This window comes from Oerskovia sp. USHLN155 (assembly GCF_037145535.1).
Lineage (GTDB): Bacteria > Actinomycetota > Actinomycetes > Actinomycetales > Cellulomonadaceae > Oerskovia > Oerskovia rustica.
The window spans coordinates 63,851-86,123 of the sequence record NZ_JBBCXG010000002.1; the positions used below are offsets into that span (position 1 = coordinate 63,851).

Annotated in this window: 21 protein-coding genes; 8 read left to right on the forward strand and 13 right to left on the reverse strand. The window is 73.1% G+C overall.

Annotated features, from left to right (window positions below; genetic code table 11):
• The first annotated feature begins 195 nt into the window (after positions 1–195).
• Positions 196–1,968, forward strand: coding sequence for a SulP family inorganic anion transporter (locus WFH32_RS03200; RefSeq protein WP_336706217.1), 1,773 nt, complete (start codon positions 196–198; stop codon positions 1,966–1,968).
• 9 nt (positions 1,969–1,977) lie between these two features.
• Here WFH32_RS03200 and surE read toward each other — a convergent pair whose 3' ends face one another.
• Entirely contained in the window at positions 1,978–2,736 is a 759-nt protein-coding gene (gene surE, locus WFH32_RS03205; RefSeq protein ID WP_336706218.1) for a 5'/3'-nucleotidase SurE, read from the reverse strand.
• A gap of 27 nt (positions 2,737–2,763) precedes the next feature.
• Positions 2,764–3,705, reverse strand: a complete 942-nt coding sequence (locus WFH32_RS03210) for a 1-phosphofructokinase family hexose kinase (protein WP_138824187.1) — start codon at positions 3,703–3,705, stop codon at positions 2,764–2,766.
• A 107-nt stretch (positions 3,706–3,812) separates the two neighbouring features.
• On the opposite strand from WFH32_RS03210, the gene WFH32_RS03215 reads away from it, so the two are divergent.
• Positions 3,813–4,310: a GNAT family N-acetyltransferase gene (locus WFH32_RS03215; protein WP_336706219.1), complete on the forward strand. Its 498-nt coding sequence runs from the start codon at positions 3,813–3,815 to the stop codon at positions 4,308–4,310.
• Positions 4,311–4,427: 117 nt separating this feature from the next.
• Here the strand turns inward: WFH32_RS03215 and WFH32_RS03220 are convergent, their stop codons facing one another.
• The 9 genes from WFH32_RS03220 to WFH32_RS03260 form a co-directional block, all read right to left on the reverse strand.
• Complete coding sequence (locus WFH32_RS03220) at positions 4,428–5,267, reverse strand: ABC transporter permease (RefSeq protein ID WP_191796473.1); 840 nt, start codon at positions 5,265–5,267, stop codon at positions 4,428–4,430.
• Complete coding sequence (locus tag WFH32_RS03225; RefSeq protein WP_336706220.1) at positions 5,264–6,088, reverse strand: ABC transporter ATP-binding protein; 825 nt, start codon at positions 6,086–6,088, stop codon at positions 5,264–5,266. Before WFH32_RS03225 ends, WFH32_RS03220 begins: the two co-directional genes overlap by 4 nt.
• 90 nt (positions 6,089–6,178) lie before the next feature.
• A complete protein-coding gene (locus WFH32_RS03230) occupies positions 6,179–7,027 on the reverse strand; it encodes a DUF4097 family beta strand repeat-containing protein (RefSeq protein WP_336706221.1) in 849 nt (282 codons plus the stop codon).
• Between the two features lie 79 nt (positions 7,028–7,106).
• Entirely contained in the window at positions 7,107–7,619 is a 513-nt protein-coding gene (locus WFH32_RS03235; protein WP_336706222.1) for a histidine kinase, read from the reverse strand.
• A gap of 123 nt (positions 7,620–7,742) precedes the next feature.
• Positions 7,743–8,351 carry a potassium channel family protein gene (locus WFH32_RS03240; protein WP_336706223.1) on the reverse strand — a complete coding sequence of 203 codons (609 nt, stop codon included), beginning with the start codon at positions 8,349–8,351 and terminating at the stop codon, positions 7,743–7,745.
• 111 nt (positions 8,352–8,462) lie between these two features.
• Entirely contained in the window at positions 8,463–8,798 is a 336-nt protein-coding gene (locus tag WFH32_RS03245) for a carboxymuconolactone decarboxylase family protein (RefSeq protein WP_191796469.1), read from the reverse strand.
• Between the two features lie 260 nt (positions 8,799–9,058).
• On the reverse strand, positions 9,059–9,880 hold the full coding sequence (locus WFH32_RS03250; RefSeq protein WP_191796468.1) for an alpha/beta fold hydrolase: 822 nt from the start codon (positions 9,878–9,880) through the stop codon (positions 9,059–9,061).
• Between the two features lies 1 nt (position 9,881).
• Positions 9,882–10,715 carry an alpha/beta hydrolase gene (locus WFH32_RS03255; RefSeq protein WP_336706224.1) on the reverse strand — a complete coding sequence of 278 codons (834 nt, stop codon included), beginning with the start codon at positions 10,713–10,715 and terminating at the stop codon, positions 9,882–9,884.
• A gap of 244 nt (positions 10,716–10,959) precedes the next feature.
• Positions 10,960–13,326, reverse strand: a complete 2,367-nt coding sequence (locus tag WFH32_RS03260) for an arylsulfatase (protein WP_336706225.1) — start codon at positions 13,324–13,326, stop codon at positions 10,960–10,962.
• 138 nt (positions 13,327–13,464) lie between these two features.
• Between WFH32_RS03260 and WFH32_RS03265 the strand changes: the two genes are divergently transcribed.
• On the forward strand, positions 13,465–15,720 hold the full coding sequence (locus WFH32_RS03265; protein WP_336706226.1) for a LuxR C-terminal-related transcriptional regulator: 2,256 nt from the start codon (positions 13,465–13,467) through the stop codon (positions 15,718–15,720).
• A 4-nt stretch (positions 15,721–15,724) separates the two neighbouring features.
• Here the strand turns inward: WFH32_RS03265 and WFH32_RS03270 are convergent, their stop codons facing one another.
• The gene (locus tag WFH32_RS03270) at positions 15,725–16,045 is read right to left on the reverse strand and encodes a carboxymuconolactone decarboxylase family protein (RefSeq protein WP_030153209.1); all 321 of its coding nucleotides are present in this window, start codon (positions 16,043–16,045) and stop codon (positions 15,725–15,727) included.
• A 259-nt stretch (positions 16,046–16,304) separates the two neighbouring features.
• Here WFH32_RS03270 and WFH32_RS03275 point away from each other — a divergent pair, with 259 nt between their 5' ends.
• From WFH32_RS03275 to WFH32_RS03295, 5 genes are read left to right on the forward strand one after another with little or no spacing between them, the layout of a single operon-like run.
• A complete protein-coding gene (locus tag WFH32_RS03275) occupies positions 16,305–16,754 on the forward strand; it encodes a DUF6325 family protein (protein WP_191795454.1) in 450 nt (149 codons plus the stop codon).
• Positions 16,755–16,781: 27 nt separating this feature from the next.
• Entirely contained in the window at positions 16,782–17,075 is a 294-nt protein-coding gene (locus WFH32_RS03280) for an SHOCT domain-containing protein (RefSeq protein WP_191795453.1), read from the forward strand.
• A gap of 27 nt (positions 17,076–17,102) precedes the next feature.
• On the forward strand, positions 17,103–17,486 hold the full coding sequence (locus tag WFH32_RS03285; RefSeq protein ID WP_191795452.1) for an SHOCT domain-containing protein: 384 nt from the start codon (positions 17,103–17,105) through the stop codon (positions 17,484–17,486).
• Between the two features lie 37 nt (positions 17,487–17,523).
• Positions 17,524–18,255 carry a hypothetical protein gene (locus WFH32_RS03290; protein WP_191795451.1) on the forward strand — a complete coding sequence of 244 codons (732 nt, stop codon included), beginning with the start codon at positions 17,524–17,526 and terminating at the stop codon, positions 18,253–18,255.
• A gap of 4 nt (positions 18,256–18,259) precedes the next feature.
• Positions 18,260–19,093, forward strand: coding sequence for a bestrophin-like domain (locus WFH32_RS03295; RefSeq protein ID WP_336706227.1), 834 nt, complete (start codon positions 18,260–18,262; stop codon positions 19,091–19,093).
• Here WFH32_RS03295 and WFH32_RS03300 read toward each other — a convergent pair.
• Positions 19,078–22,266, reverse strand: a complete 3,189-nt coding sequence (locus WFH32_RS03300; RefSeq protein ID WP_336706228.1) for a bifunctional [glutamine synthetase] adenylyltransferase/[glutamine synthetase]-adenylyl-L-tyrosine phosphorylase — start codon at positions 22,264–22,266, stop codon at positions 19,078–19,080. The two genes, WFH32_RS03295 and WFH32_RS03300, sit on opposite strands and share 16 nt — an antisense overlap.
• Positions 22,267–22,273: the final 7 nt, after the last annotated feature.

Sequence of the window (22,273 nt, forward strand, 5' to 3'; positions counted from 1 at the left end):
GGCAGCATTACAGCCACTCACGGACTGCGCACCCGCAAAGTGTGACGTGGGTCTCGACGGCGAGACGAGCGGCCCGTGCGCAGTCGCGCCCGTCCCTCGGCGCGCCGTCGTCGCGGTCGTGTGGCAGCCTCGACGCGACGGAGGCGCACCTTCTCGTGCGTCGTGGGCGCGAGCACAGGCGCGGAGGTCACCGAGATGAGGGGTGGCCCTTTGCGGGCGGCGAAGGCCTGGTGGGCCGGCGTCCGCCCGGCTCCTGGAACGTTCTGGCGCTCGGCCGGGACAGGGGTCCCCGGGGCCGTCGGCGGCGTCCCGGACGGCATGGCGGCCGCGACGCTCGTGGGGGTCAACCCGATCCACGGCCTCTACGCGACGGCCGTCGGCCGGATCGCCGGCGGCCTGACGGTCGACTCCCAGCTCATGGTCGTCACGACCACGAGCGCCGCCGCGCTCGCTGCCGGGTCGGCGCTGGCCGGGATCGACGCGGACGACCGCCTCGGTGCCCTGATCCTCCTCACGACGCTCGCGGGCGCCGTGATGGTCGTCGCGGGACTCTCGGGACTGGGCCGACTGACCGGTTTCGTGTCGCACTCGGTCATGACCGGCTTCCTCACGGGGGTCTCGGTCAACATCCTGCTCGGGCAGCTCGACGCGCTCACGGGCAGCGAGCCGACGGCGTCGCTCGCGATCGGGCAGGCGTACCAGGTGCTGCGGTCCCCCGGCTCGTGGGACGTGCCGACGGTCGTCGTCGGCGCCGGGTCGATCCTCCTGCTGCTGGTCCTCGCCCGGACCCGGCTGGCGCCCTTCGCCGCGGTGGTCGCCCTCGTCGTGTCGTCGGTCGGCGTCTGGCTCGTCGGTGCGGGCTCGGTGGAGCTCGTGGGCGACGCGGGCGCGATACCCGTCGGCCTGCCCGTCCCCGCGATCCCCGACCTCACGGTGTTCTCGCTGGACGTGGCCGTGGGAGCCTTCGCCGTAGCGGCGATCGTGCTCGTCCAGGGGGCGGGCGTCGCCGAGTCGGTCCCGAACCCGGGGCGGCGCGCGGACCCGGACCGGAACTTCGTCGGCCAGGGGGTGGCGAACCTCGCGGCGGGCTTCTTCCGAGGGATACCCGTCGGCGGGTCGGTGGGCCAGACGGCGGTCAGCACCGCCGCGGGAGCACGCGACCGATGGGCCGGGGTCATGTCGGGAGTGTGGGTGCTCGTCGTGCTCGTCCTGCTGTCGGGGCCGGTGGGGGCCGTCCCCTCGGCGACCCTCGCGGCCCTGCTCGCGGTCGCGTCGGTCGGGTCGATCCGTCTGTCCGCCATGGCCACGGCCTGGCACACGGGCAGCCAGTCCCAGGTGGCCATGGCGACGACGTTCCTCGCGACGTTGCTGCTGCCTGTCGCGGCCGCGGTCGGGATCGGCGCGGCCCTGTCGATCCTGCTCCAGGCCAACCGCGAGTCCCAGGACCTGCGCATCGTGCGGCTCGTCCCCGTCGAGGAGGGGCGCTATCGCGAGGAGCCAGCGCCCCGTCACCTCGACGGCGGGACCGTCACGGTGCTCGACGTCTACGGCAGCCTGTTCTACGCGGGGGCCCGCTCGCTCGAGGCCACGCTCCCCGAGCCGGCCGACGCACGTGACGCCGTCGTCGTCCTGCGGCTGCGCGGGCGGGCGAGCCTCGGCGCGACGGCCTTCACCGTCCTGGCCCGCTACGCGGACCAGCTCGGCGACCACGGCGGGCGCCTCTACGTGAGCGGCGTGGACCCGGCGTTGGCGGCGAAGTTCGAGCAGGTCATCGACCTGCGGCTGCACGAACGCATCGAGGTCTTCCCTGCCCGGCCGGTGATCGGCGAGTCGACGGCCGACGCCGCACGGCACGCGCAGGCGTGGCTCGTGCACGGCGCGCAGGCCGTGCCGCCTCCCCCCGAGCAGAAGGGCAGCCCGCTCCGACGGCTCTGGGACCGGCTGTGGCACAGGGGGCAGCGCACCTGAGCGGGCGGTTCACGGCACGGGCAGCCCGGGCACCTCGAGGCTCACGTCGGCGTACGGCGCGAGCAGCAGCGTCACGGTCGCCCAGCCCCGCGTGAGGAGACCCGTGTCGGAGTCCGGCTCGGAGTGCCGCTCGGTCCCCGAGTACTGGAGCGTCAGGTTGCGGTCGTCGTTCTCGTGGATGCGCGCCTGGACCAGCCCGAAGCTCGCGAGCGGTGCCTGGCGCAGACCCAGGAGGTCCCCCGGGGCGCGGTCGGGGACGTTGACGTTCACGACCCGGCGGCCGAGCGGGGTGCGGCCCACCCACTCCACGACGTGGTCCGTCACGAGGCGCGCGGTCTCCCAGTGGCGGGGCTCGGAGGCGTCCATCGACACCGCGACCGACGCGATGCCGTGGGTCGTCGCGGACATCGCCGCGCCCACGGTCCCCGAGTGCAGGATCGCGTTGCCCGTGTTCGCGCCCTTGTTCACGCCCGACAGGACCAGGTCCGGCCTCGCGCCGAAGCCGCCGTACGCCGCGACGAAGGCGATGAGCGCGGGGGCGGCACGCACGGCGAGGGACGTCACGCCGTCGGGCAGGCCAGGGGCCCTGTGCGGCTCGACGACCAGGCGGCCGTCCTCCTCAGCCCCCAGCAGGGCTGCGCTCGCGCCCGAGGACTCGCGCGCGGGGGCCGCGACCACGACCTCGTACCCGGCGTCGAGCGCCGCCCCGGCGAGCACCGCCAGGCCCGGGGAGTCGATCCCGTCGTCGTTGGTGATGAGTGCGCGCATCATGGCCTCCTTGTTCGTCCGGGGTGGTCAGCGGGTCTCGCGCACCGTCACGCGGTGCGCGAAGCGTTCGATCTGGTCGCGGTGCCCCGTGCCCAGACCGCGGCGGGTCACGTTGAGGGCTCCGGCGGCGGCGCCCAGGCGCACGGCGTCGGGCAGGTCCATGCCCCGCGCGAGCCCGACGGCGATCCCCGCCGTCATCGAGTCGCCCGCCCCGCGGTGGTCCACGGTCGTGACGGACGGGCTCTGCACGGTGTAGCTGCGCTCCCGCGTCACCAGGAGCGACGGCGCCTCGGCGCGCGAGACGATCACGGCACGCGGGCCCGCGGCCACCATCTCGTCCGCCGCCGTGCGCAGCGACCGCTCGCCGTCGTCGGGCGCGAAGCCGCCCTCGACCATCTCCTCGTGGCTGATCTTCAGGACCGCGCCGGGCTCCTGGGCGACCGCGTGGGCCTCGGCCCCCGACAGGTCCGCGACGACCTGGCGCTCGGCAGCGTGCAGGTCCTTGGTCAACCGGCCGAAGAAGTCCGGCGGGACGCCGACGGGCGTGCTGGACCCGGTGAGGATCGTGACCGCGGCGTCGAGCGCCGCGACGAGCACCGTCCCGTACAGGTCGTCGACCTCGTGCCGGTTCAGGGGGAAGGGCTCCATGGCCACGACCTCGGCACGCTCACCGCTGCGCCGGTCGTGCACGAAGGCGCCGTTGGCCCCTGTCGAGGTCACCCGCAGGTCGAGGTTCTCGGCGCGGGCCAGGTGCGCGGCCACCGACCCGGTCTCCCCGCCGAACGGCCCGCACACGATCGCGTGCGCACCGAGCGAGTACGCCATGCGCGCGAGCCACAGCCCCTGCCCACCGGGGTGCACGTGGATCTCGGGCGACGTCTCGTGCGGCCCGGCGGGCTCGATCTCGATCGCGAGGAGAGGCGTGAGCGCGAGCACGCACACGGTCGGTTCACGGGGGTCCGTCGTCATCGACCGAGCCTAGGTCGGGCGGTCGGCAGTCACCCGGCGAGGGGCGTCGCCCAGGTGTGCGGCTGGTCACACCCGGCCCCGCCCAGGGCGCGGATAGGCTCGGCAGCGTGAGCCCAGAGATCGAGATCCGCACAGCGACGTCCGACGACTGGTCCGGGATCTGGCGTGTGCTCGAGCCTGCCTTCCGCGCGGGTGAGACCTACACCTACCCTCGCGACATCGGCGAGGCGGAGGCCCGCGCGGCGTGGACGGCCGCTCCGGGAGCCCGCGTGCTCGTCGCGGTGGGCACGGACGGGGTGGTCGGCACGGCGAAGTACCTGCCCAACCTTCCCGGCGCGGGCGCCCACGTCGCGAACGCGAGCTTCGTCGTCGGGCCGGGCAGCGGTGGTCGCGGCGTCGGACGCGCCCTCGCGAACGCGGTGCTCGACGGCGCCCGCGCCGAGGGCTACCTCGCGATGCAGTTCAACGCCGTCGTCGAGACCAACGAGCGTGCCGTGCGGCTCTGGGAGTCCTTCGGGTTCGAGATCCTGGCGACCGTGCCCGAGGCGTTCCGGCACCCGACGGCCGGTCTCGTCGGGCTCCACATCATGTACCGCGACCTGTGAGTCCAGGCCGTCCGCCACGACGAGGGACCGCGAACGCCGAGGGCCTCCGGGCCGAGCCGTGACGGCTCGGCCCGGAGGCCTCTGGAGCACGCCCGGCGATGCGGGGCGGCGTCCGTCTCAGACGCGACGCTCGCGACGGAAGAGCGCACGAGCCCAGACGTAGCCCGCGACGCCGATCACGACGGACCAGGCCACGGCCTGCACCGCGGTCGATCCCTCGAGCCCCGCTCCCCCGGCGAGCAGCCCGCGCACGGTGTCGATGATGGGCGTGAAGGGCTGGTGCTCGGCGAACCAGCGCACGGCCGTCGGCATGGTCTCGACGGGCACGAACCCGCTGCCCAGGAACGGCAGGAGCAGCAGGAGCATGGGCGTGTTGCTCGCGGTCTCGACGCTGCGGGCGCCCAGACCCATGGCGACGCACAGCCAGTTGAGGCAGATCCCGAGCAGGACGAACAGGCCCAGGAGGGCGAGCCAGTCGAGCGCGTCGGCCTCGGGGCGGTAGCCCATGGCGATCGCGGCGCCCAGCACGAGGACCACGGCGATCATGGCCTGCACGGCGAACCCGAGGACGTGCCCCGAGAGGATGGACCCCGGCGAGATCGCCATGGTCTTGAACCGGGACATGATGCCGCTCGCGGCGTCCATCGCGGCGCTCACCGCGACCGACGTCGCTCCCCCCACGACGGTGATGACCAGGAGGGTCGGCGTGATGTAGTCCAGGTAGGCGGCCCGGCCGTCGGCGCCCGGCGTGATCCCGGGAGCCACGCCGGCACCGAAGGCCCCGCCGAAGACGTAGACGAACAGCAGCAGCATGACCATCGGGCCGCCGACGATGAAGACCGTCAGGCCGGGGTAGCGCACGGCGCGCAGCAGGCTGCGGCGCAGCATGGTCAGGACGTCGGCGACCGGACGGGGCCGAGCCGTGGTGGTGGGGGCGGTGGTGGCGATGGCAGTCATCGGACGTTCTCCTTGTCCTGTGTCGGACCGGTGGCGGCAGCGGAGTCGGTGCCGGCCTCCTCCTCGGTGGGCGGTTCGGTCAGCGCGAGGAAGACCTCGTCGAGCGAGCCTGCGTCGTGCACGGACTTGAGCTCTGCGGGCGTGCCCTCGGCGACGATGCGGCCGCCGTGGAGGACCGCGACGGAGTCGGCGAGCCGGTCCGCCTCCTCGAGGTACTGCGTGGTGAGCAGGATCGTGGTGCCCCCCTCGACGAGCGCACGCACCTCGTCCCACAGGGTGCGACGGCTGCGGGGGTCGAGACCCGTCGTCGGCTCGTCGAGGAAGACGACCGACGGCGTGCCGACGAGCGTCATCGCGAGGTCGAGCTTGCGCTTCATGCCGCCCGAGTAGGTGGCCACGGGCTTGCCGGCGGCCTCGGCGAGGCCGAACTGCTCGAGCAGCGCGGTCGCCCGACGGCGTCCGGCGGACTTCCCGAGGTGGTTCAGGTCGGCCATGAGCCGCAGGTTCTCGGTGCCGGTGAGCAGCTCGTCGACGGCCGTGATCTGGCCGGTCACGCCGATCGAGGCGCGGACGGCGTCCGGCTCACGGGCGATGTCGTGACCCGCGATGCGGACCGTGCCGGCGTCGGCGGCGAGCAGGGTCGACAGGACGCCTACGGTCGTGGTCTTGCCCGAGCCGTTGGGACCGAGCAGCGCGGTGATCGTCCCGGCCGGGACGACGAGGTCGACGCCGTCGAGCACGAGCTGGGTGCCGGACTTCGAGCGGTAGGACTTGCGCAGGCCGGCGACCTCGATCGCGGGTCCGCGGACTGTGGTGCTCATGAGCTTCTCCTTCGAGGGTGGTGGACGAGCGGGTGGAGCAGGGACGAGCGGTGAGAGCACTTCTGGTGGGGGCAGGGAGGAGAGGCGGCCTCAGGCGTGCGGGCGGCGCACGATCACGTCGCCGTAGCTGGTGCCTGCGCGGACCTCGACCGTCAGGTCGGACTCGCCGGGACCGGCCGCGTCCTGCAGGAGGTTGCGGACCTGGCCGTGCTGCGAGGTCGCGTCGAGCCAGGCGGCCGTGCCCTCGGGCACGCCGACCTCGATCGAGCCGTACGAGCTCTCGAGCTGGACGCGACCGTTCACGGCCTGCTCGACACGGATCCCGCCGTGCGCGCACCTGACGACCGTGTCGCCGTGGGACCGGTCGATCGAGATGTCCCCGTGCGCGCCGTTGACGCGCAGGCTCCCGGTGGTCCGCCCGATCTCGGTGGTGCCGTTGGGCACCTTGACGGTCGCGTCGCCGTCGAGCGCGCGGACGCGCAGGCCGCCCGCCGAGACCACGGCGTCGACGGTGCCGGAGACCCGGCCGACGCTGAGCGACCCGGCCGAGACCTTGATGTCGAGGCGGTCGACGTCGTCGAGCCGGGCGTTGCCGCCGTTGAGGTTGAGGTCGACGGTCCCGAGCCGGCCCTCCGCGTAGAGGGAGCCTGCCTTGCCGCGCAGGTCCGACCCGGCGGGAACCTCGATGGTGACCTTCGCGCCACCGGAGGCGAACGGCAGGACGTACTGCTTCCAGGCGTTGGGGTAGACGATCGCGATGGCGTCGCCGTCGCGCTCGACGCGGGTCTCCTCGGCGGCGCGGACCGAGCCGGACTTGCTCGGGTCGGCCGGGAGGACGGTCACGACGACGTCGTCCCGTTCGCCGGCGACGACGTACAGGTTGCCGAAGGGGACGTCGATGACGACCGGGACGGGCGTGGGGGCGGCGAAAGTGGGCATGACGGATCCTCCAGAGGGGTGAGCGTGTCCGCCCCGGGGTGGCGGGGCGCGGGGATGTGGTGGTGTCGGGGGTGGTGGGTCAGCGCACCCAGCCGGTCACGCGACCGGAGGTGCTCGTGGCCCGGGGAACCGGGCGGGAGGGGGCGGTGGGGGCGAGCGCGGCGGCGACCGCGCGCACGAGCCACGTGTTGACGGACATGCCCTCACGGGATGCCGCTTCCTCGACCTGTGCCTTGAGCTGGTCGGGCAGGCGGAGCGTGGTGCGGGACGTGCTGACGTCGTCAGGGTCGAGCACCGCCGGGCGGGCGGGCTCGGCCGCCGGGGTGGCGTCGTCGTCGAAGGCCGAGGCGGGTGCGGGGGTCACGATGAACTCGGGGTCGCGGCCTCGCAGCCGGACGTCGACCGCACCCGGCGCGAGCTCGGCCGTGATCTCGCTGGCCGCGGTCGAGAGGGCTTCGAGCAGGACGAGCCGGACGGCGGCGTCGAGCGGGGCCGACAGACGGCCGGCGAGCTCACGGGCCTCGTCCCCGCCTGCGGCGGCTGCGGTGGCGAGCTGGTGCTGCAGCTCGTCGACGTATCTCGTAAGTTCCATGACGCCACTATGACACCATCCATGGTGTCATCGCAAGAGATGTGGCGTCATCTATCTCAGAAAGTGGTGTCACAACGGCTTCTGCATGGCAAAGACGCAGGTCAGAGGGTTCCTCAACTGGTGTCACGCCGTGTCGACACCAGGAACCTCACGCACCCGGCTCTTCTTGACGGCCCCCACGATGACCTGGATCCCCAGACCGAGGACGACCAGGTCGAGCAGCACCTGCACCGCCACGAGCAGCCGCACGGCTTCGGAGCGAGGAGCGATGTCCCCGAGCCCCACCGTCGCGAACGTCGTGATCGTGAAGTAGAGGGCGTCGGAGCGGCTCAGCGGCTCGCTGAACGTCGCCGGGTCGTGGAAGGCGATCATGAAGTAGGTGGCCGCGAACACGAGCAGGAAGAGCGGGACCGTCGTCGCCAGCGCCTGCGTCGCCCGGATGCCCGGGAACCTGGCGCGGACGATCGCACGGACCTCCCAGTACATCGTCGCCACGAGCACCAGCAGACCGACGAGGAGCCCGACGGTCAGGGACGACGGCGAGGGGCGGTCGAGCGGCAGCAGGTAGTAGAGCGCGACCAGCAGGATCGCGATCCCCCCGGCCCGGAGCAGCCCGAGGCTGATCAAGGTCCACCGGCGCCTCGTCGAGAGGTCGCTCATGCTCGCCGTCGGGGCACCGGCCGGCTCGGCCGGACCTTTGCCGCCGCTCCCGTCGGATCCCTCTGCTGTCACGTCGCCCTCCTGGCGCCCCAGGTCACGGCGGCCGGGCTTCCGCGCCCCACGGCGACCGGGTCGGCGGCTTCGGAGTCGCGCACCCCGTCGCCGGGCTCGGCAGTCACACGTCTACTCCTCGCTCTGCTCCGCGAGGTCGGCGACCGCGACCGCGATCTCGAAGGCGAGCGACTCGGCGATCCCGGCCGAGGCCGCGACCACCCGAGGCGTCCCGACGATCGGTGCGACCGCGGCGAGCACGCCGGCGACCTTGTCGGCGTCGACGCCGACCTCGCCTGCGGCCTCGAGGTTCATCAGGTACGACACCGGTGGCGCGTCGACCGCCACGAGGGCCGCGAGCCGGACGAGCATCACGGTCTCGAGGTCGAGGCTCGACGCCTCGACGGAGTCCGCGGTCATCTCCACCAGCAGGTCGAGCACGGGGGTGTCCTCGGTCGGTTCGCTCATGATGTTCCTCTCGGTGCCGTACCGCTCGCGGTGCTCGACCGAGCACCCCTCTCATTGAGCGCCTGGGACGTCAGGTGGCGCGTCACGCAGATCGGGTGATCCCCCTCGGCGCGAGGCGTCGCCGACGCCAGTTCCCGTCTCGCCGACGCCCGACGCACGACGTGCGAGCGCGACGGCGCCGCTCACCGCGAAGGTGAGCGGCGCCGTCGGGCAGGACGGCGGTGGTCCGGCGAGCGCCCCGGTTCGCCGGGGACGCGGGGTCAGGAGCCCAGGAACGCGAGCAGGTCCTCGTCGAACTCGGTCTCGTAGTCGCCGAACAGCCCGTGCGGGCGCCCCTCGTGCACGACGAGCGTCGCGTCCGGGAGCAGCTCGACCGTCCTGAGCGCGGAGGGCCCGATGGGCACCATCTGGTCGTCGTCGCCGTGCACGACGAGCACCGGGACGTCGATCGAGCGCAGGTCCGCGGTGAAGTCGGTCTCGGAGAACTGCTCGACGCAGTCGTAGGCGGCCTTGAGGCCGGCCTGCATCGACAGGCGCCAGAACTGGTCGCGCACACCCTGCGTCAGCGTCGAGCCGTCCCGGTTCCCGCCGTAGAACGCGACCGACAGGTCCTGGTAGAACTGCGACCGGTCGGCGAGGAGCCCGGCGCGGATCTGGTCCAACGCCTCGATCGGGACGCCGTCGGGGTTGTCCGGTGTGCGGAGCATGAGCGGCGGCACGGCCCCGAGCAGCACGGCCTTCGCGACACGGCCCGTGCCGTGCCGGCCCAGGTAGCGGGTCACCTCGCCCCCGCCCGTGGAGTGGCCGACGAGGACGACGTCGGTCAGGTCGAGGGCCTCGATGAGCGCGGCAAGGTCGTCCGCGTAGGTGTCCATGTCGTTGCCGTCCCACGTCTGGGTCGAGCGGCCGTGCCCGCGCCGGTCGTGCGCGATCCCGCGGAAGCCGTGCGAGGCGACCAGGTTGAGCTGCCGGTCCCAGGCGTCGGCGTTCAGGGGCCAGCCGTGGCTGAAGACGACGGGCTGCCCGCTCCCCCAGTCCTTGTAGAAGATCCGGGTCTCGTCGGCGGTGGTGATGAACGGCATGTCAGATCCCCTGTTCCTTGAGCCACGTGAGGGTCGTGTCGGCGACCTCGGCCCAGCCGTGGTCGATGGTGAGCGAGTGCCCGCGGTCGGGGAACTCGTGGAGGTCGGTCACGGCGTCGGAGTGGCGCCGGTAGATCTTGGCCGAGGTCTTGGTGAGCGAGGCGGGCGCGGTGTGGTCCATGCCGCCCGCGACGAACAGCAGCGGACCGCGGTCGGCGTTCTTCGAGTCGACCTTCGCGGCCGAGTGCGGGAACAGGTTCGCCGCGGCGTCCTCGAAGAGGGGGCGCCCGGGCGAGGGGATGGTCCACCGCTCGTACAGCTCGGCGGCCTCCTCGTCGGACAGCTCGTTGGCGAAGCCGTAGCGGAACTCCTCGGGCGTCAGGGAGACCGAGCCCTTGTAGTGGGCGGGGTTCTTGAGCGCGACCGCCGCGACCTTGAGCGAGCTGGGCGGCAGCAGGATGTTGCCGCGCATGGGTGCGGGGTCGATCGCGATCCCCGCACGCGCGTGCCCCGCGGTGAGCAGGCGCTGGACGATCAGCCCGCCGAACGAGTGCCCGACGACGACGGCCTGGGCCGCCAGCCCGTCGAGGACCTCGACGTAGTGCGCGACGACCTCGTCGATCCCGTACCCGCCGACGGCGTCGGGGTTCGCCCGGGTCTCCTCGACGGTCGCGCCGTCGCCCGGCCAGCCGGGCGCGTGGGCGTCGTACCCGGCGGCGGCGTACCGCTCGACCCAGGGCGCCCAGGAGTCGGCGTGCAGCCACAGCCCGTGGACGAACACCACGGGGGTGGGGGTGGTTCCTTCGGGGGTCCGCGCGGTTCCTTCAGTGGTCATGGTCCAGCTCCTTGCCCGACGGCGCCGCGCACCGTCGAGCATCCGCTCGCCTCGCGCAGGGGTCCCGTCGTGATCGCACCGGATGGAGATCTCAGCGTGCGCCCGCGCGACGCCATGCGCACGTCCACCGGACCACTTGCACGGGTCGCGCCCGGCGAGCATCCCGCCCGACGGCGCCGCTCCCCCTGCGAGGTGAGCGGCGCCGTCGGGCCGTGCGCGGGTGGGGAAGCCCCTCGCCCACCCGTCACTGGCGCGCCATCGCGATCCGCAGGCGCTCGTCCGGGTCGATGAAGTGGTCGTGGTCGTCGGTGCCCAGGTCGATCTGGACCCAGCCGATCCTGCCCGTGAAGCGGCTCCCCCGGGTCGTGTAGTCGGACGTGACCGGGGTGCCCGACTCGTACCCGACGTCGGTCGTCTCGTCCGCGGAGAAGATCATGGGCTGCGTCGCCCCGACGCGCCCTGCTCCTGCGACCTCGCCGTCGTAGTAGAGGGTGACGTCGCCGCCCTTGGCGAGGCCGCCGCCGTCGTACGCGAACTCCATGCGGACCTGGTGCGTACCCGCGGGGACAGCGTGGTCAGCGGTGACCACGAACTCCTGGATGCCCAGGACGTTGTAGACGAACTTCGCCCGCCCCTCCTTGGCGTACAGCGACCACCCGCCGAACCGGCCGCCCTGGGCGATGATCACGCCCTCGACGCCCGCGGCCGGGACCTCGACCTCGGCCGTGACCGAGAACGAGCGGTTCTTGATGCTGACCACGCTGCTCTCCGAGAGCCTCCCCATCCCGGCGAAGAACTGCTGCGACGTGCCGTGGACGAGCGTGGGGCGCCCTGCGGACGCGGGGTCCAGCCGTTCGCCCGTGCGGTCGTCCATGGGGAGCACGCCGTACTTGGTCGCCTCGATGAGCCACAGCCGCTGGAGCCCCGCGAGCCTCTCGGGCTGCTCGGCCGCGAGGTCGTGCGCCTGGCTGAAGTCGGTGCGCCCGTCGTAGAGCTCCCAGACGTCGTCGTCGAACGCGGGCACCTCGCCGCCGACCAGGAGCCACGGGGTGCGGTGCTTGGTCACGGCGCTCCAGCCCTTGAAGTAGATCCCGCGGTTCGCGAACATCTCGAAGTACTGCAGGTCGTGCCGCTCGGGGCTCTGCGCGTCGTCGAACGCGTAGAGCATGCTCGTGCCCTCCATGGGCGACTGCTGGACCCCGTTGACGCTCGTCGGCTCGGGCAGCCCCGCGGCCTCGAGGATCGTGGGGGCCACGTCGATGACGTGCGTGAACTGCGAGCGCAGGCCGTCGCCCTGCGTGATGCGCTCGGGCCAGTGCACGATCGTGCCGTTGCGGGTCCCGCCCCAGTGCGAGGCGACCTGCTTGGTCCACTGGAACGGCGTGTCCATGGCCCACGCCCAGCCGACCGCGTAGTGGTTGTACGACGACGGCGACCCGAACTCGTCGACCTTGGAGCGAAGGAACTCCGGCGTCTCGAGCGCCGCCATGCCGTTGAAGTTCGCCATCTCGTTGAACGCGCCGTTCAGGGTCCCCTCGGCCGAGGCCCCGTTGTCGCCGATGATGTAGTAGATCAGCGTGTCGTCGAGGATCCCGAGGTCGTCGAGGGCGTCGACGAGCCGACCCACGTGGTGGTCGGTGTGCTCGAGGAACCCCGCGTAGACCTCCATCTCCCGCACGAGCACGGGCTTGAGGTCGTCGGGCATCTCGTCCCACGCCGGGATCTGCGGGTTGCGCACCGTGAGCTCGGCCTCGGCCGGGACCACGCCGAGCTCCTGCTGGCGCGCGAACGTGCGCTCGCGCTGCACGTCCCAGCCGTCGTCGAACTGGCCCGCGTAGCGGTCTGCCCACTCCTTGGGGACGTGGTGCGGGGCGTGCGTCGCGCCGGGCGCGAAGTACACGAAGAACGGCCGGTCGGGCATGAGCGCCTTCTGCTGGCGCACCCAGCCGACCGCACGATCCGTGAGGTCCTCGGTCAGGTGGTACCCCTCCTCGGGCGTGGCGGGCGGCTCGACGGGGGTCGTCCCGTCGTACAGCGCGGGGTCCCACTGGTTGTTCTCCCCGCCGATGAACCCGTAGAACGTCTCGAACCCGCCGCCGCCCGAGGGCCAGGCGTCGAACGGCCCCAGGGGTGAGGTCTGCCAGACGGGCACCTCGTGGCACTTGCCGAACTGGGCCGTCGAGTACCCGTTGAGCTTGAGGGTCATCGCGAGCGGCGCCTTGGTGTTGGGGCGCACCGAGCTGTTGCCGGGGGCCGACGTCGCGGTCTCGGTGATGCTGCCCATGCCGACCGAGTGGTGGTTGCGGCCCGTCAGCAACGCCTGCCGGGTCGGCGCGCACAGCGCGGTCGTGTGGAACCGGTTGAAGCGCAGCCCGCCGGCCGCGAGCCGCTCCGCGGTCGGGGTCCGGCACGGGCCGCCGAACGCGCTCGACGCCCCGAAGCCCACGTCGTCGAGCAGGATCACCAGGACGTTCGGAGCCCCTTCAGGGGGCAGCAGCGGCTCGATGGGCGGGTACGACGTGTCGGGATCCTTCGCGTCGTACGTCGTGAGCCCAGGAGCAGGCCGGTCCGGGATGGGCAGCATCGTGCGAGCGTGCTGGTCGGGACGCATGAGGGACTCCGCTCGGTCGGCGACGAGACGTGGATGCGTCCCACGCTAGGAACGGCAACGCCCCGGGGCATCCCCCAGACCAGGTGATCCCCCGGCTCCCCCGGGCGCTCCGGGGGTCGGCGCCCTATCGTGAAAGACGTGAACGGAGAGCCGTGGACGGCACCGACGACTGTGGAGCTCGACCGCCAGCTCCTCGACGCCAAGTTCACCGTGCCCGGGACGGGCGCGCCGGTCGTGAGCCGGGCGCCCCTGATCGACGCGGCGCGCGCGAGCGGACGGCGCGTGGTGGGGGTCACCGCTCCTCCGGGCTACGGCAAGTCCACGCTTCTCGCCGAGTGGGCAGCGAGCGACCCGAGGACGGTCGTGTGGATCACGCTCGACCGGTTCGACGACGCCCCCCTGACCCTGCTGTCCGTGCTGGCCGCCGCCGTCGCCCGCCACGGGATCGGGCTGCCGGACCTCGGCGCGGACATGGCCGGCCCCGACGCCTCGCTGCTGGGGCGGGCTGCCCCCCACCTGGCGTCGGTCCTCCGGACGAGCCCTGCCGCCTTCGTCCTGGTGCTCGACGACCTGCACGAGGTCCGGTCCGCGGCCTGCCACGACGTGCTGGGCATCGTGGTCGGTGGCATCCCCGACGGGTCGCAGCTCGTCGCCGCGAGCCGCGACGAGCAACCCCACCTGGCGCGGCTGCGCGCGACGGACGAGACGGTCGAGGTCGGGGTGCACGAGCTCGCGCTCGACGCCGAGGGCACCGCTCAGGTGTTCGCCGCGTCGGACGTGCCCCTCACGCCCGACGTCGCGGACGCCGTCCGGACGCGGACCGAGGGGTGGCCCGTGGGGGTGCACCTCGCGGCGCTCGTCGCACGCGACGGCGGGGACGGCGCGGACGCGGCGGCCGTCACGGGCACCGACCGGTACGTCGCGGACTACCTCCAGCGGGAGGCGCTCCGACGGCTGCCCGACGAGACGCGGCAGTTCCTGCGCCGCACCGCGATCCTCGACGACCTCACCGCCCCCCTGTGCGACGCCGTCCTCGGAGAGAGCTCGTCGCTGCGGCACCTGCGAGAGCTCGAGTCCGCGCACCTCTTCCTCGTGCCGCTCGACCGGCACCGCCGCTGGTTCCGGTACCACGCCCTGTTCCGCGAGCTGCTGCTCGACGACCTCCTGACGGCAGAGCCGGACCTCGCCGACGACCTCCGGGTCCGGGCGGCCGACTGGTACGAGGCGAACGGCTCCCCGGCGCGTGCCGTCGAGCAGCTCCTCGCGACGGGCGAGCGCGAGCGCGCCGCCAGGCTCGTCACCCGGATCGTCATGTCCCTCTTCCAGGGCGGCCAGATCTCCACGATCGACCGGTGGTTGGGCGTCCTGGGCGACGACGCGATCCGCAGCCACCCGCCGCTCGCGGTGCTCGCCGGCTACGTCGCGGTGTACGAGGGGCGCGCCGGGGTCGCCGAGCACTGGGGAGCGGTCGCCGACGCGGCCACGTTCGACGGCGCCCCCGGGGACGGGTCGGCCTCGTTCGACTCGGCGCGGGCCATGTTCCGGGCCCTGCGGTGCCCGGACGGCCCGCAACGGATGCTCGACGACGCCGGGGTCGCCCTGACGGCCGAGCCCGAGTGGAGCTCGTGGCGCGACACCGCGCTCGTGATGAGCGCCGACGCGCTCCGCCTGACCGGCGACGACGAGTCCGCCGTCCGACACCTCGAGCTCGGCGCCGAGGCCGCGAGCGCCCTGGGCGACGCCGACACGCTCGTGTACGCCGAGTCGCAGCTCGCCGACCTCGACATGGACCACCGTCGGTGGGAGAGCGCCAGGACCCGGGTCCAGCGGGTCCTCACCATCATCGAGACCCATCGGCTGGGCGACTACCCCACGAGCGCGCTCGGCTACGCCGTGGCCGCTCGCCTGGCCCACCACGACCACGACCCCGCTCGGACGAACGACCTCCTGACCCGCGGGATGCGCACCAGGACGTTCTGCACGTACGCGTTCCCCACGCTCGCCGTGCGCGTACGTCTCCGCCTCGCGCGGACGAGCTGGGCGACGGCGGACGTCGCCGCGGTCCGCCACCTCCTGCGCGAGATCGACGACGTGCTGCTCCGCCGGCCCTTGCTCGGCGTGCTGACCGACGAGGTCGCGGACCTGCGCAAGTCCTTCGACGCGGCCGAGCACACGAGCACTGCCGTCGGCGCCGGGCCGCCGCTCACGCCCGCGGAGCTGCGGCTCCTGCCCTATCTCCAGACCCACCTCACGATCCGGGAGATCGGCGAGCGACTCTTCGTGTCGCGGAACACCGCCAGCTCGGAGATCGGTTCGATCTACCGCAAGCTCGGCGTCTCGAGCCGGAGCGAGGCCGTGAAGCGTGCGCTCGACAGGGGTCTGCTGGGCGCGTGAGCGCTCACCCCGGCTCGCGCGCGTCGAACGGGTCGTAGCCGAGCGCGAGCGCGAGCTTGGGAGCCGCGGCCACGACGGCGGGCAGCCCGACGATGGGAATGGTCGCGGCGAGGACGTCGACGATCTCCGCGGTGGTCGCACCTGCCGTCACCGCTTCGTCGACCTCGCTGCCGTACGTCGGCTCCGCCCCGCCGACCGCGACGAGCGCGGCGAGTCGGATCAGCGCGAGCGTCTTGGGCTCGAGGACGGTCGACTCGAGCTCCAGGTCCTCCTCGAGGCGCGCGTCGTTGATCGCGAAGCGCCGAAGTCGGTCGGTGTAGTCCACGGTCTGGCCATCCTCTCGCCCGGTCACGTCCTCCCATTGCCGCACGCCCTCCGGGGGGCTCGCATCACCCCGATCACATGATCCGGTCGCGCCGTCCCGGGGCCTCGCGACCAAGTTCATGCGGTTCGCATGACGACGCAGACCGCCTGGCGCCGGATCCTGGGCAGGAGCGACACGACACGTGCGACCTCTCCCCGCACCGGGCACCTGGACGTCCGGGGGACGGCGGAGAGGTCCCGGAGGAGAGGACCGACGACCCATGACCCAGGACCCGAACGACCTGCAGGACACCGGACCGATCGACTACCTCGTCGTCGAGTTCGAGTCCGACGCCATGACGGGCGAGGCCTTCCCCCTGCTCGTCGACCTCGTCGAACGCGGGACCATCCGTGTCCTCGACCTGCTCGTGCTGCGCAAGGAGGAGGACGGGAGCGTGGTGGGCGTCGAGCTCGACGAGCTCGCCGACGGATCGACGGGCCTCGAGATCTTCGCGGGTGCCTCGTCGGGGCTCCTGGGGCACGAGGACCTGACCGAGGCCGCCGAGGCGGTCGAGCCCGGGCGGACGGCGGCGGTCCTGGTCTACGAGAACGTCTGGGCGGCACCCTTCGCGTCCGCCCTGCGCCGCGGCGGCGCCCAGCTCGTCGCGAGCGGGCGCATCCCGGTGCAGGCCGTGCTCGCCGCGCTCGACGCCGCCGAGAACGCCACCTGACCCACGTCCCGACAGAGGAGGAACACCATGCCCGGACTGATCCGAGGCGTCGCGCGAACCGCCGTCGTCGCCGGTACCGCGACCGCCGTCTCCAACCGCGTCTCCCGCCGACAGGCAGGCCGCTGGGCCGCCCAGGAGGAACCGCCTCCGCAGCAGGCGCCGCAGCCGACCTACGCCGCGCCGCCGCCTGCCCCCGCACCCGCACCGGCCGGCATGGACGCCAAGATCGCCCAGCTCACGCAGCTCGCCGCGCTGCGCGACCAGGGTGTGCTGAGCCCTGCCGAGTTCGAGGCGCAGAAGGCTCAGATCCTCGCCGGATGACCGGCACCCACCTGAGGAGGAATTCGCATGGACAGCTTCATGGACTGGTTCTGGCTGATGGTCTGGTGGTTCTTCTTCTTCATGTACCTGATGATCCTGTTCCGGATCCTCGCCGACCTCTTCCGTGACCACACGCTGAACGGCTGGTGGAAGGCGCTGTGGGTCGTCGCCCTCATCGTCGTCCCGTTCGTCTCCGCGCTGATCTACATCATCGCCCGCGGGCGCGGGATGGCCGAGCGCCAGATGCAGGACATGTCGCAGGCCAAGGTGCAGACCGACGCCTACATCAGGGGTGTCGCAGGCACCGACTCCTCGCCGGTCACACAGATCGCCGACGCCAAGGCCCTGCTCGACTCAGGTGTGATCGACGAGAACGAGTTCGCCACGCTCAAGGCGAAAGCCCTGGCCTGAGGGGCGGAACACCACAGGACCACGTCGCAGGACCGACGTGACCGGCACGGCCGCCCCGGACGGCCCGACCGACGCCGCCGACCGCGGGAGCAGCGACTCCCGCGGCCCGGCGGCGTCGGTGCATCGGCACCTCGAGCTCGTCGCCGCGGTGCTGCTCGCGATCGCGACCGTCATGACGGCGTGGTCGGCGTTCCAGAGCGCCCGCTGGGGCGGTGAGATGGCGACGGCGTACAGCGCGGCCGGCGCGGCGCGCACCGAGAGCAACCGGGCCTCGACGCGCGCCGGTCAGGAGACGATCATCGACGTCCAGCTCTTCACCGACTGGCTCAGCGCGCTCGACGCCGAGCAGGGCAGGGTCGGCCCGGCCCCCGGCTACGAGCCGGACCCGTCGACCTACTCGGGGTTCCTCTACGCGCGCTTCCGCGAGGAGTTCCAGCCCGCGGTCGAGGCGTGGGTCGCGCAGGACCCCTCGACCAACCCGGCCGCACCGCCCAGCCCGTTCGCGATGGACGAGTACGTCCTGGCCTCGTCACAGGAGTCGCAACGGCTCGAGAAGAAGGCCGACGTGCTGGCCGCACGAGCGCACCAGGCGAACGGCGTCAAGGACAACTACGTCCTGGCCACGGTCATGTGCGCGTCGGTGCTCTTCTTCGGCGGGATCGGCGCCAAGCTCTCGTCCCCCCGGCTGCGGCTCGCCATGGTCGGGCTCGGCACGGTGGTGCTGCTGGCCACGCTCGGAGTCCTCCTCGCCTACCCGATCAAGGTGTGAGGCCATGAACATCCTGATCGCCACCCTGGTCACGGTCGGCGCGACCGCGATCACCGTCACCGCGATGCTGCTCGTGCGCTCCCGGGCGCCCGAGGGCAGCCGGTTCCACGACGGTGACCGGGCGTCGGGGGTCTTCGGGGTGCTCGCGACGGGCTTCTCGGTGCTGCTCGGCTTCATCATCTTCCTGGCCTTCGAGTCCTACGACGACGCCCGCAGCGGTGCCGAGGAGGAGGCCCAGGTCGTCGCGCAGCAGTTCCAGACCGCGCAGTTCCTCCCGCCCGACGCCGCGGCCGAGCTCTCGGGGCAGCTCGTCTGCTACGCCCGGTCGGTCGCGACGACCGAGTGGGAGGCCATGGCCGACGGCAGGCTCGGGGAGGCCGTGAACCCGTGGGGCGTCGAGATGTTCCGCACGATCCGCGGCGTCGAGCCCGCGACCGACACCGAGCAGTCCGCGTACGACCGGTGGATGGACCAGACCTCCGACCGGGAGCAGGCGCGCCAAGCGCGTGTCCACGGCGCCGAGGGCCTGATCCCGCTGCCCTTGTGGCTCGTCCTGTTCGTCATCTCGGCGACGATCTTCGTGTTCATGCTGTTCTTCGCCGACTCGGGCGAGGGCGCCGTCACGCAGTCGGTCCTCATGGGCAGCGTGACGCTCGTGATCGCCCTGATGCTGAGCCTGCTCGTGTTCTTCGACCATCCGCACGGGCACCAGGTGGGCAAGCTGCAGCCGGTCGCGATGCAGCGCACGCTCGTGCTGATCGACCAGCAGGTGAGCGCGGCGGGCCTGACGGTCGACGCGCCGTGCGACGAGCAGGGCGGGGCTCAGTCCTCGCCGTAGAACACGCGTTCCATGACGGCCCGGGCCCGTCGCGCGGTCCGCAGGTAGCGCTCCTCGAGCTCGGCCCCGGACTCCTCGTCGCCGATGACGCGCGCGAGCCCGGACAGCGCCCGGATCTCGTGCGGCAGGACGTCGGCCGTCGGGCCGCCCGAGCGACCGGACCAGAGCACGAGGGCGCTGCGCAGCCGCGACGCGAGGTGCCACGACTCCCCCAGGGTCGCGGCGTCGTCGGGCGTGACGATGCCCGCGTGCGCCGCGGCCTCGAGCGCGTCGATGGTCGACGTCGTGCGCAGGCCGGCGACCTCGTGAGCGTGCTGGAGCTGCAGGAGCTGGACCGTCCACTCGACGTCCGAGACGCCGCCCCGGCCGAGCTTGAGGTGCCGCGACGGGTCGACGCCGCGCGGCAGCCGCTCCGACTCGACACGGGCCTTGATGCGCCGCACCTCGCGCACGGTCGCGGCGTCGAGCCCGCCCGCCGGGTAGCGCAGCGGGTCGACGAGCATCATGAACCGCTCGCCGAGCCCCGCGTCGCCCGCGGCCGGTCGGGCGCGCAGCAGCGCCTGGGACTCCCACGCGGCCGACCAGCGGTCGTAGTACTCGGCGTAGGAGTCGAACGAGCGCACGAGCGGGCCGTTGCGTCCCTCGGGGCGCAGGTCGGCGTCGACGGGCAGCCCGGGCTCGGGGCCCATGTCGCCGAGCAGCGAGCGCAACCGGGTCGCGACGACGAGCGCGAACGCCTGTGCGTCGCGGTCGCTCGCGCCCTCGGTGGGCTCGTGCACGAACATGACGTCGGCGTCCGAGCCGTAGCCCATCTCGCGCCCGCCCAAGCGACCCATGGCGATGATCGCGCACCGTGCCGGGTCGTCGTCCGGGCCCGCGACGCCGAGCTCTCCCCGGGCGACGAACTGCGCGACCCGCAGCCCGCCCACGAGGGCGAGGTCTGCGGCGTCGGAGATCGCGCGCGCGGCGTCGACCGGGTCCACGACGCCGAGGATCTCCGCGGCCCCGGTGCGTGCGAGCTCGCGACGGCGCACGGCCCGCAGCGCCGTGGCGGCAGGGGCAGCGACGTCGGCGCGCGTGAGGATCGCGTCGGCCTCCTTCGCGAGACGCTCGGCCCCGCGCGGGACGAGGTCGGCGTCGTCGGCGAGCCAGGCCACCGACTCGGGCGAACGGGACAGCGCGTCGGCCATGTACCGCGAGCTCGAGAGGAGCGTCGCGAGCCGGTACGCGGCCGAGCCCGAGTCCCGCAGCAGCTTGAGGTACCAGTGCGTCGAGCCGAGCTCCTCGGACAGCTTGCGGAAGTTGAGCAGCCCCGCGTCCGGGTCCGCGCCCTCGGCGAACCAGCCGAGCATGACCGGCAGGAGCTGGCGCTGGATCGCGGCACGGCGGCTCACGCCCTCGGTCAGCGCGAGCACGTGCCGCATCGCGCCCGCCGGGTCCCGGTAGCCGATCGCCTGGAAGCGCGCCTTGGCCGCCTCGGGCGCGAGGCTCGCCTCCTCGGCCGAGAGCTGGGCCGTGGCCGGGAGCAGGGGCCGGTAGAAGAGCTCCTCGTGCAGCGCGCGCACCTCGCGGCGCGTGGAGCGCCACCGGTCGAGCAGGCCCTCGGCGCCCTCGGCCCGCATGCCCAACGACCGTGCCAGACGACGCAGGTCGTCCTCGCCCGTCGGCACCAGGTGCGTGCGGCGCAGCCGGAAGAGCTGGATGCGGTGCTCGAGCGAGCGCAGGAAGCGGTAGCAGACCGCGAGACGCGCTGCGTGCTCGCGCCCGACGTAGCCGCCCGCCGCCAGGGACGCGAGCGCCGTGAGGGTGCTGGGGCTGCGGATCGAGTCGTCGGCCCGCCCGTGCACGAGCTGCAGGAGCTGCACCGTGAACTCGACGTCGCGCAGGCCACCCTTGCCGAGCTTGAGCTGGCGGTCGGCCTCGGCGGCGGGCACGTGGTCCTCGACCCGGCGGCGCATCGCCTGGGAGTCCTCGACGAAGTTCTCACGCGTCACGGCCGACCACACGAACGGGTTGATCGCGTCGTGGTACGCCGCCCCGAGCTCGCGGTCGCCCGCGACCAGGCGCGCCTTGAGCAGCGCCTGGAACTCCCACGTCTTGGCCCAGCGCTCGTAGTACGCGAGGTGGCTCGCGAGCGTGCGCACGAGCGGGCCGTTCTTGCCCTCGGGGCGCAGCGCCGCGTCGACGGGCCACAGCGGCGGCTCCGACGACGTCCCCTGGCAGGCGCGTGCGAGGCCCGTCGCGAGCCGCGCGCCGACGCTCGTCGCGTAGGCCTCGTCGTACCCCTCGGCCGGCTCGGCCACGTAGATCACGTCGACGTCCGAGACGTAGTTGAGCTCACGGCCGCCGCACTTGCCCATGCCCATGACCGCGAGCCGCACGCCCGCCCCGTGGTCGTCGAGCTCGGAGCGCGCGATCGCGAGCGAGGCCTCGAGCGCGGCGGCCGCGAGGTCGGCGAGCGCCGCCGCGACGGCCGGCAACCGCGTGAGCGGTTCGCTCGACGTGAGGTCGGTCGCGGCGATGCGCAGGAGGCGGGACCGGTAGGCGCGGCGCATGGCGTCGGTCGCGACGGGGGCCGGCAGCGCCGCGACGGGCTGGTGCGCCTCGGGGTCTGCCTCGACCGCGCGCAGCAGCTCGGCGCGGACGGCGCCCGCGTCGACCCCCGTCCTGGACGCCGGGTCGGCGACGACGGCCAGCAGGTCCGGGTGGGACACGAGCTCGTCGCCCAGCGCGACCGACGCGCCGAGCACCGCGAGCAGGCGGTCGCGGCCCGAGGGGACGGGGGCGTCCTTGGTGCTGGACGTGCCGGACCCACCGGCGCTGGTGCCCCCGTCCTCGACCACGGCGGCCTCCGTCACCGCCCGCTCCCCTGCCCCCGTGAGCAGGTCGCGGAACGTCCGGCACGACGCCTCGTCCCCGGCCGCAGCGGACGACAGCCGCGCGAGCTGGAGCAGGGCCAGGTCGGGGTCCGCGGTCGCGCCGAGCGCGACCAGCACGTCCTCGGGCAGCGGCCCGAGGACGCCCACGAGGTCCTTGTCGTCGAGCAGCGACGCCGAGCGGGTCACGTCGGCGAACCCGAGCCGGCGCAGGCGCGAGGTCAGGGTCGGGCGGCGCGACCCGTTGGGTGCGCCGATGCGCCCGAGGGGCGTGACGTCGTCGGGCCCCGAGGTCATGACGACC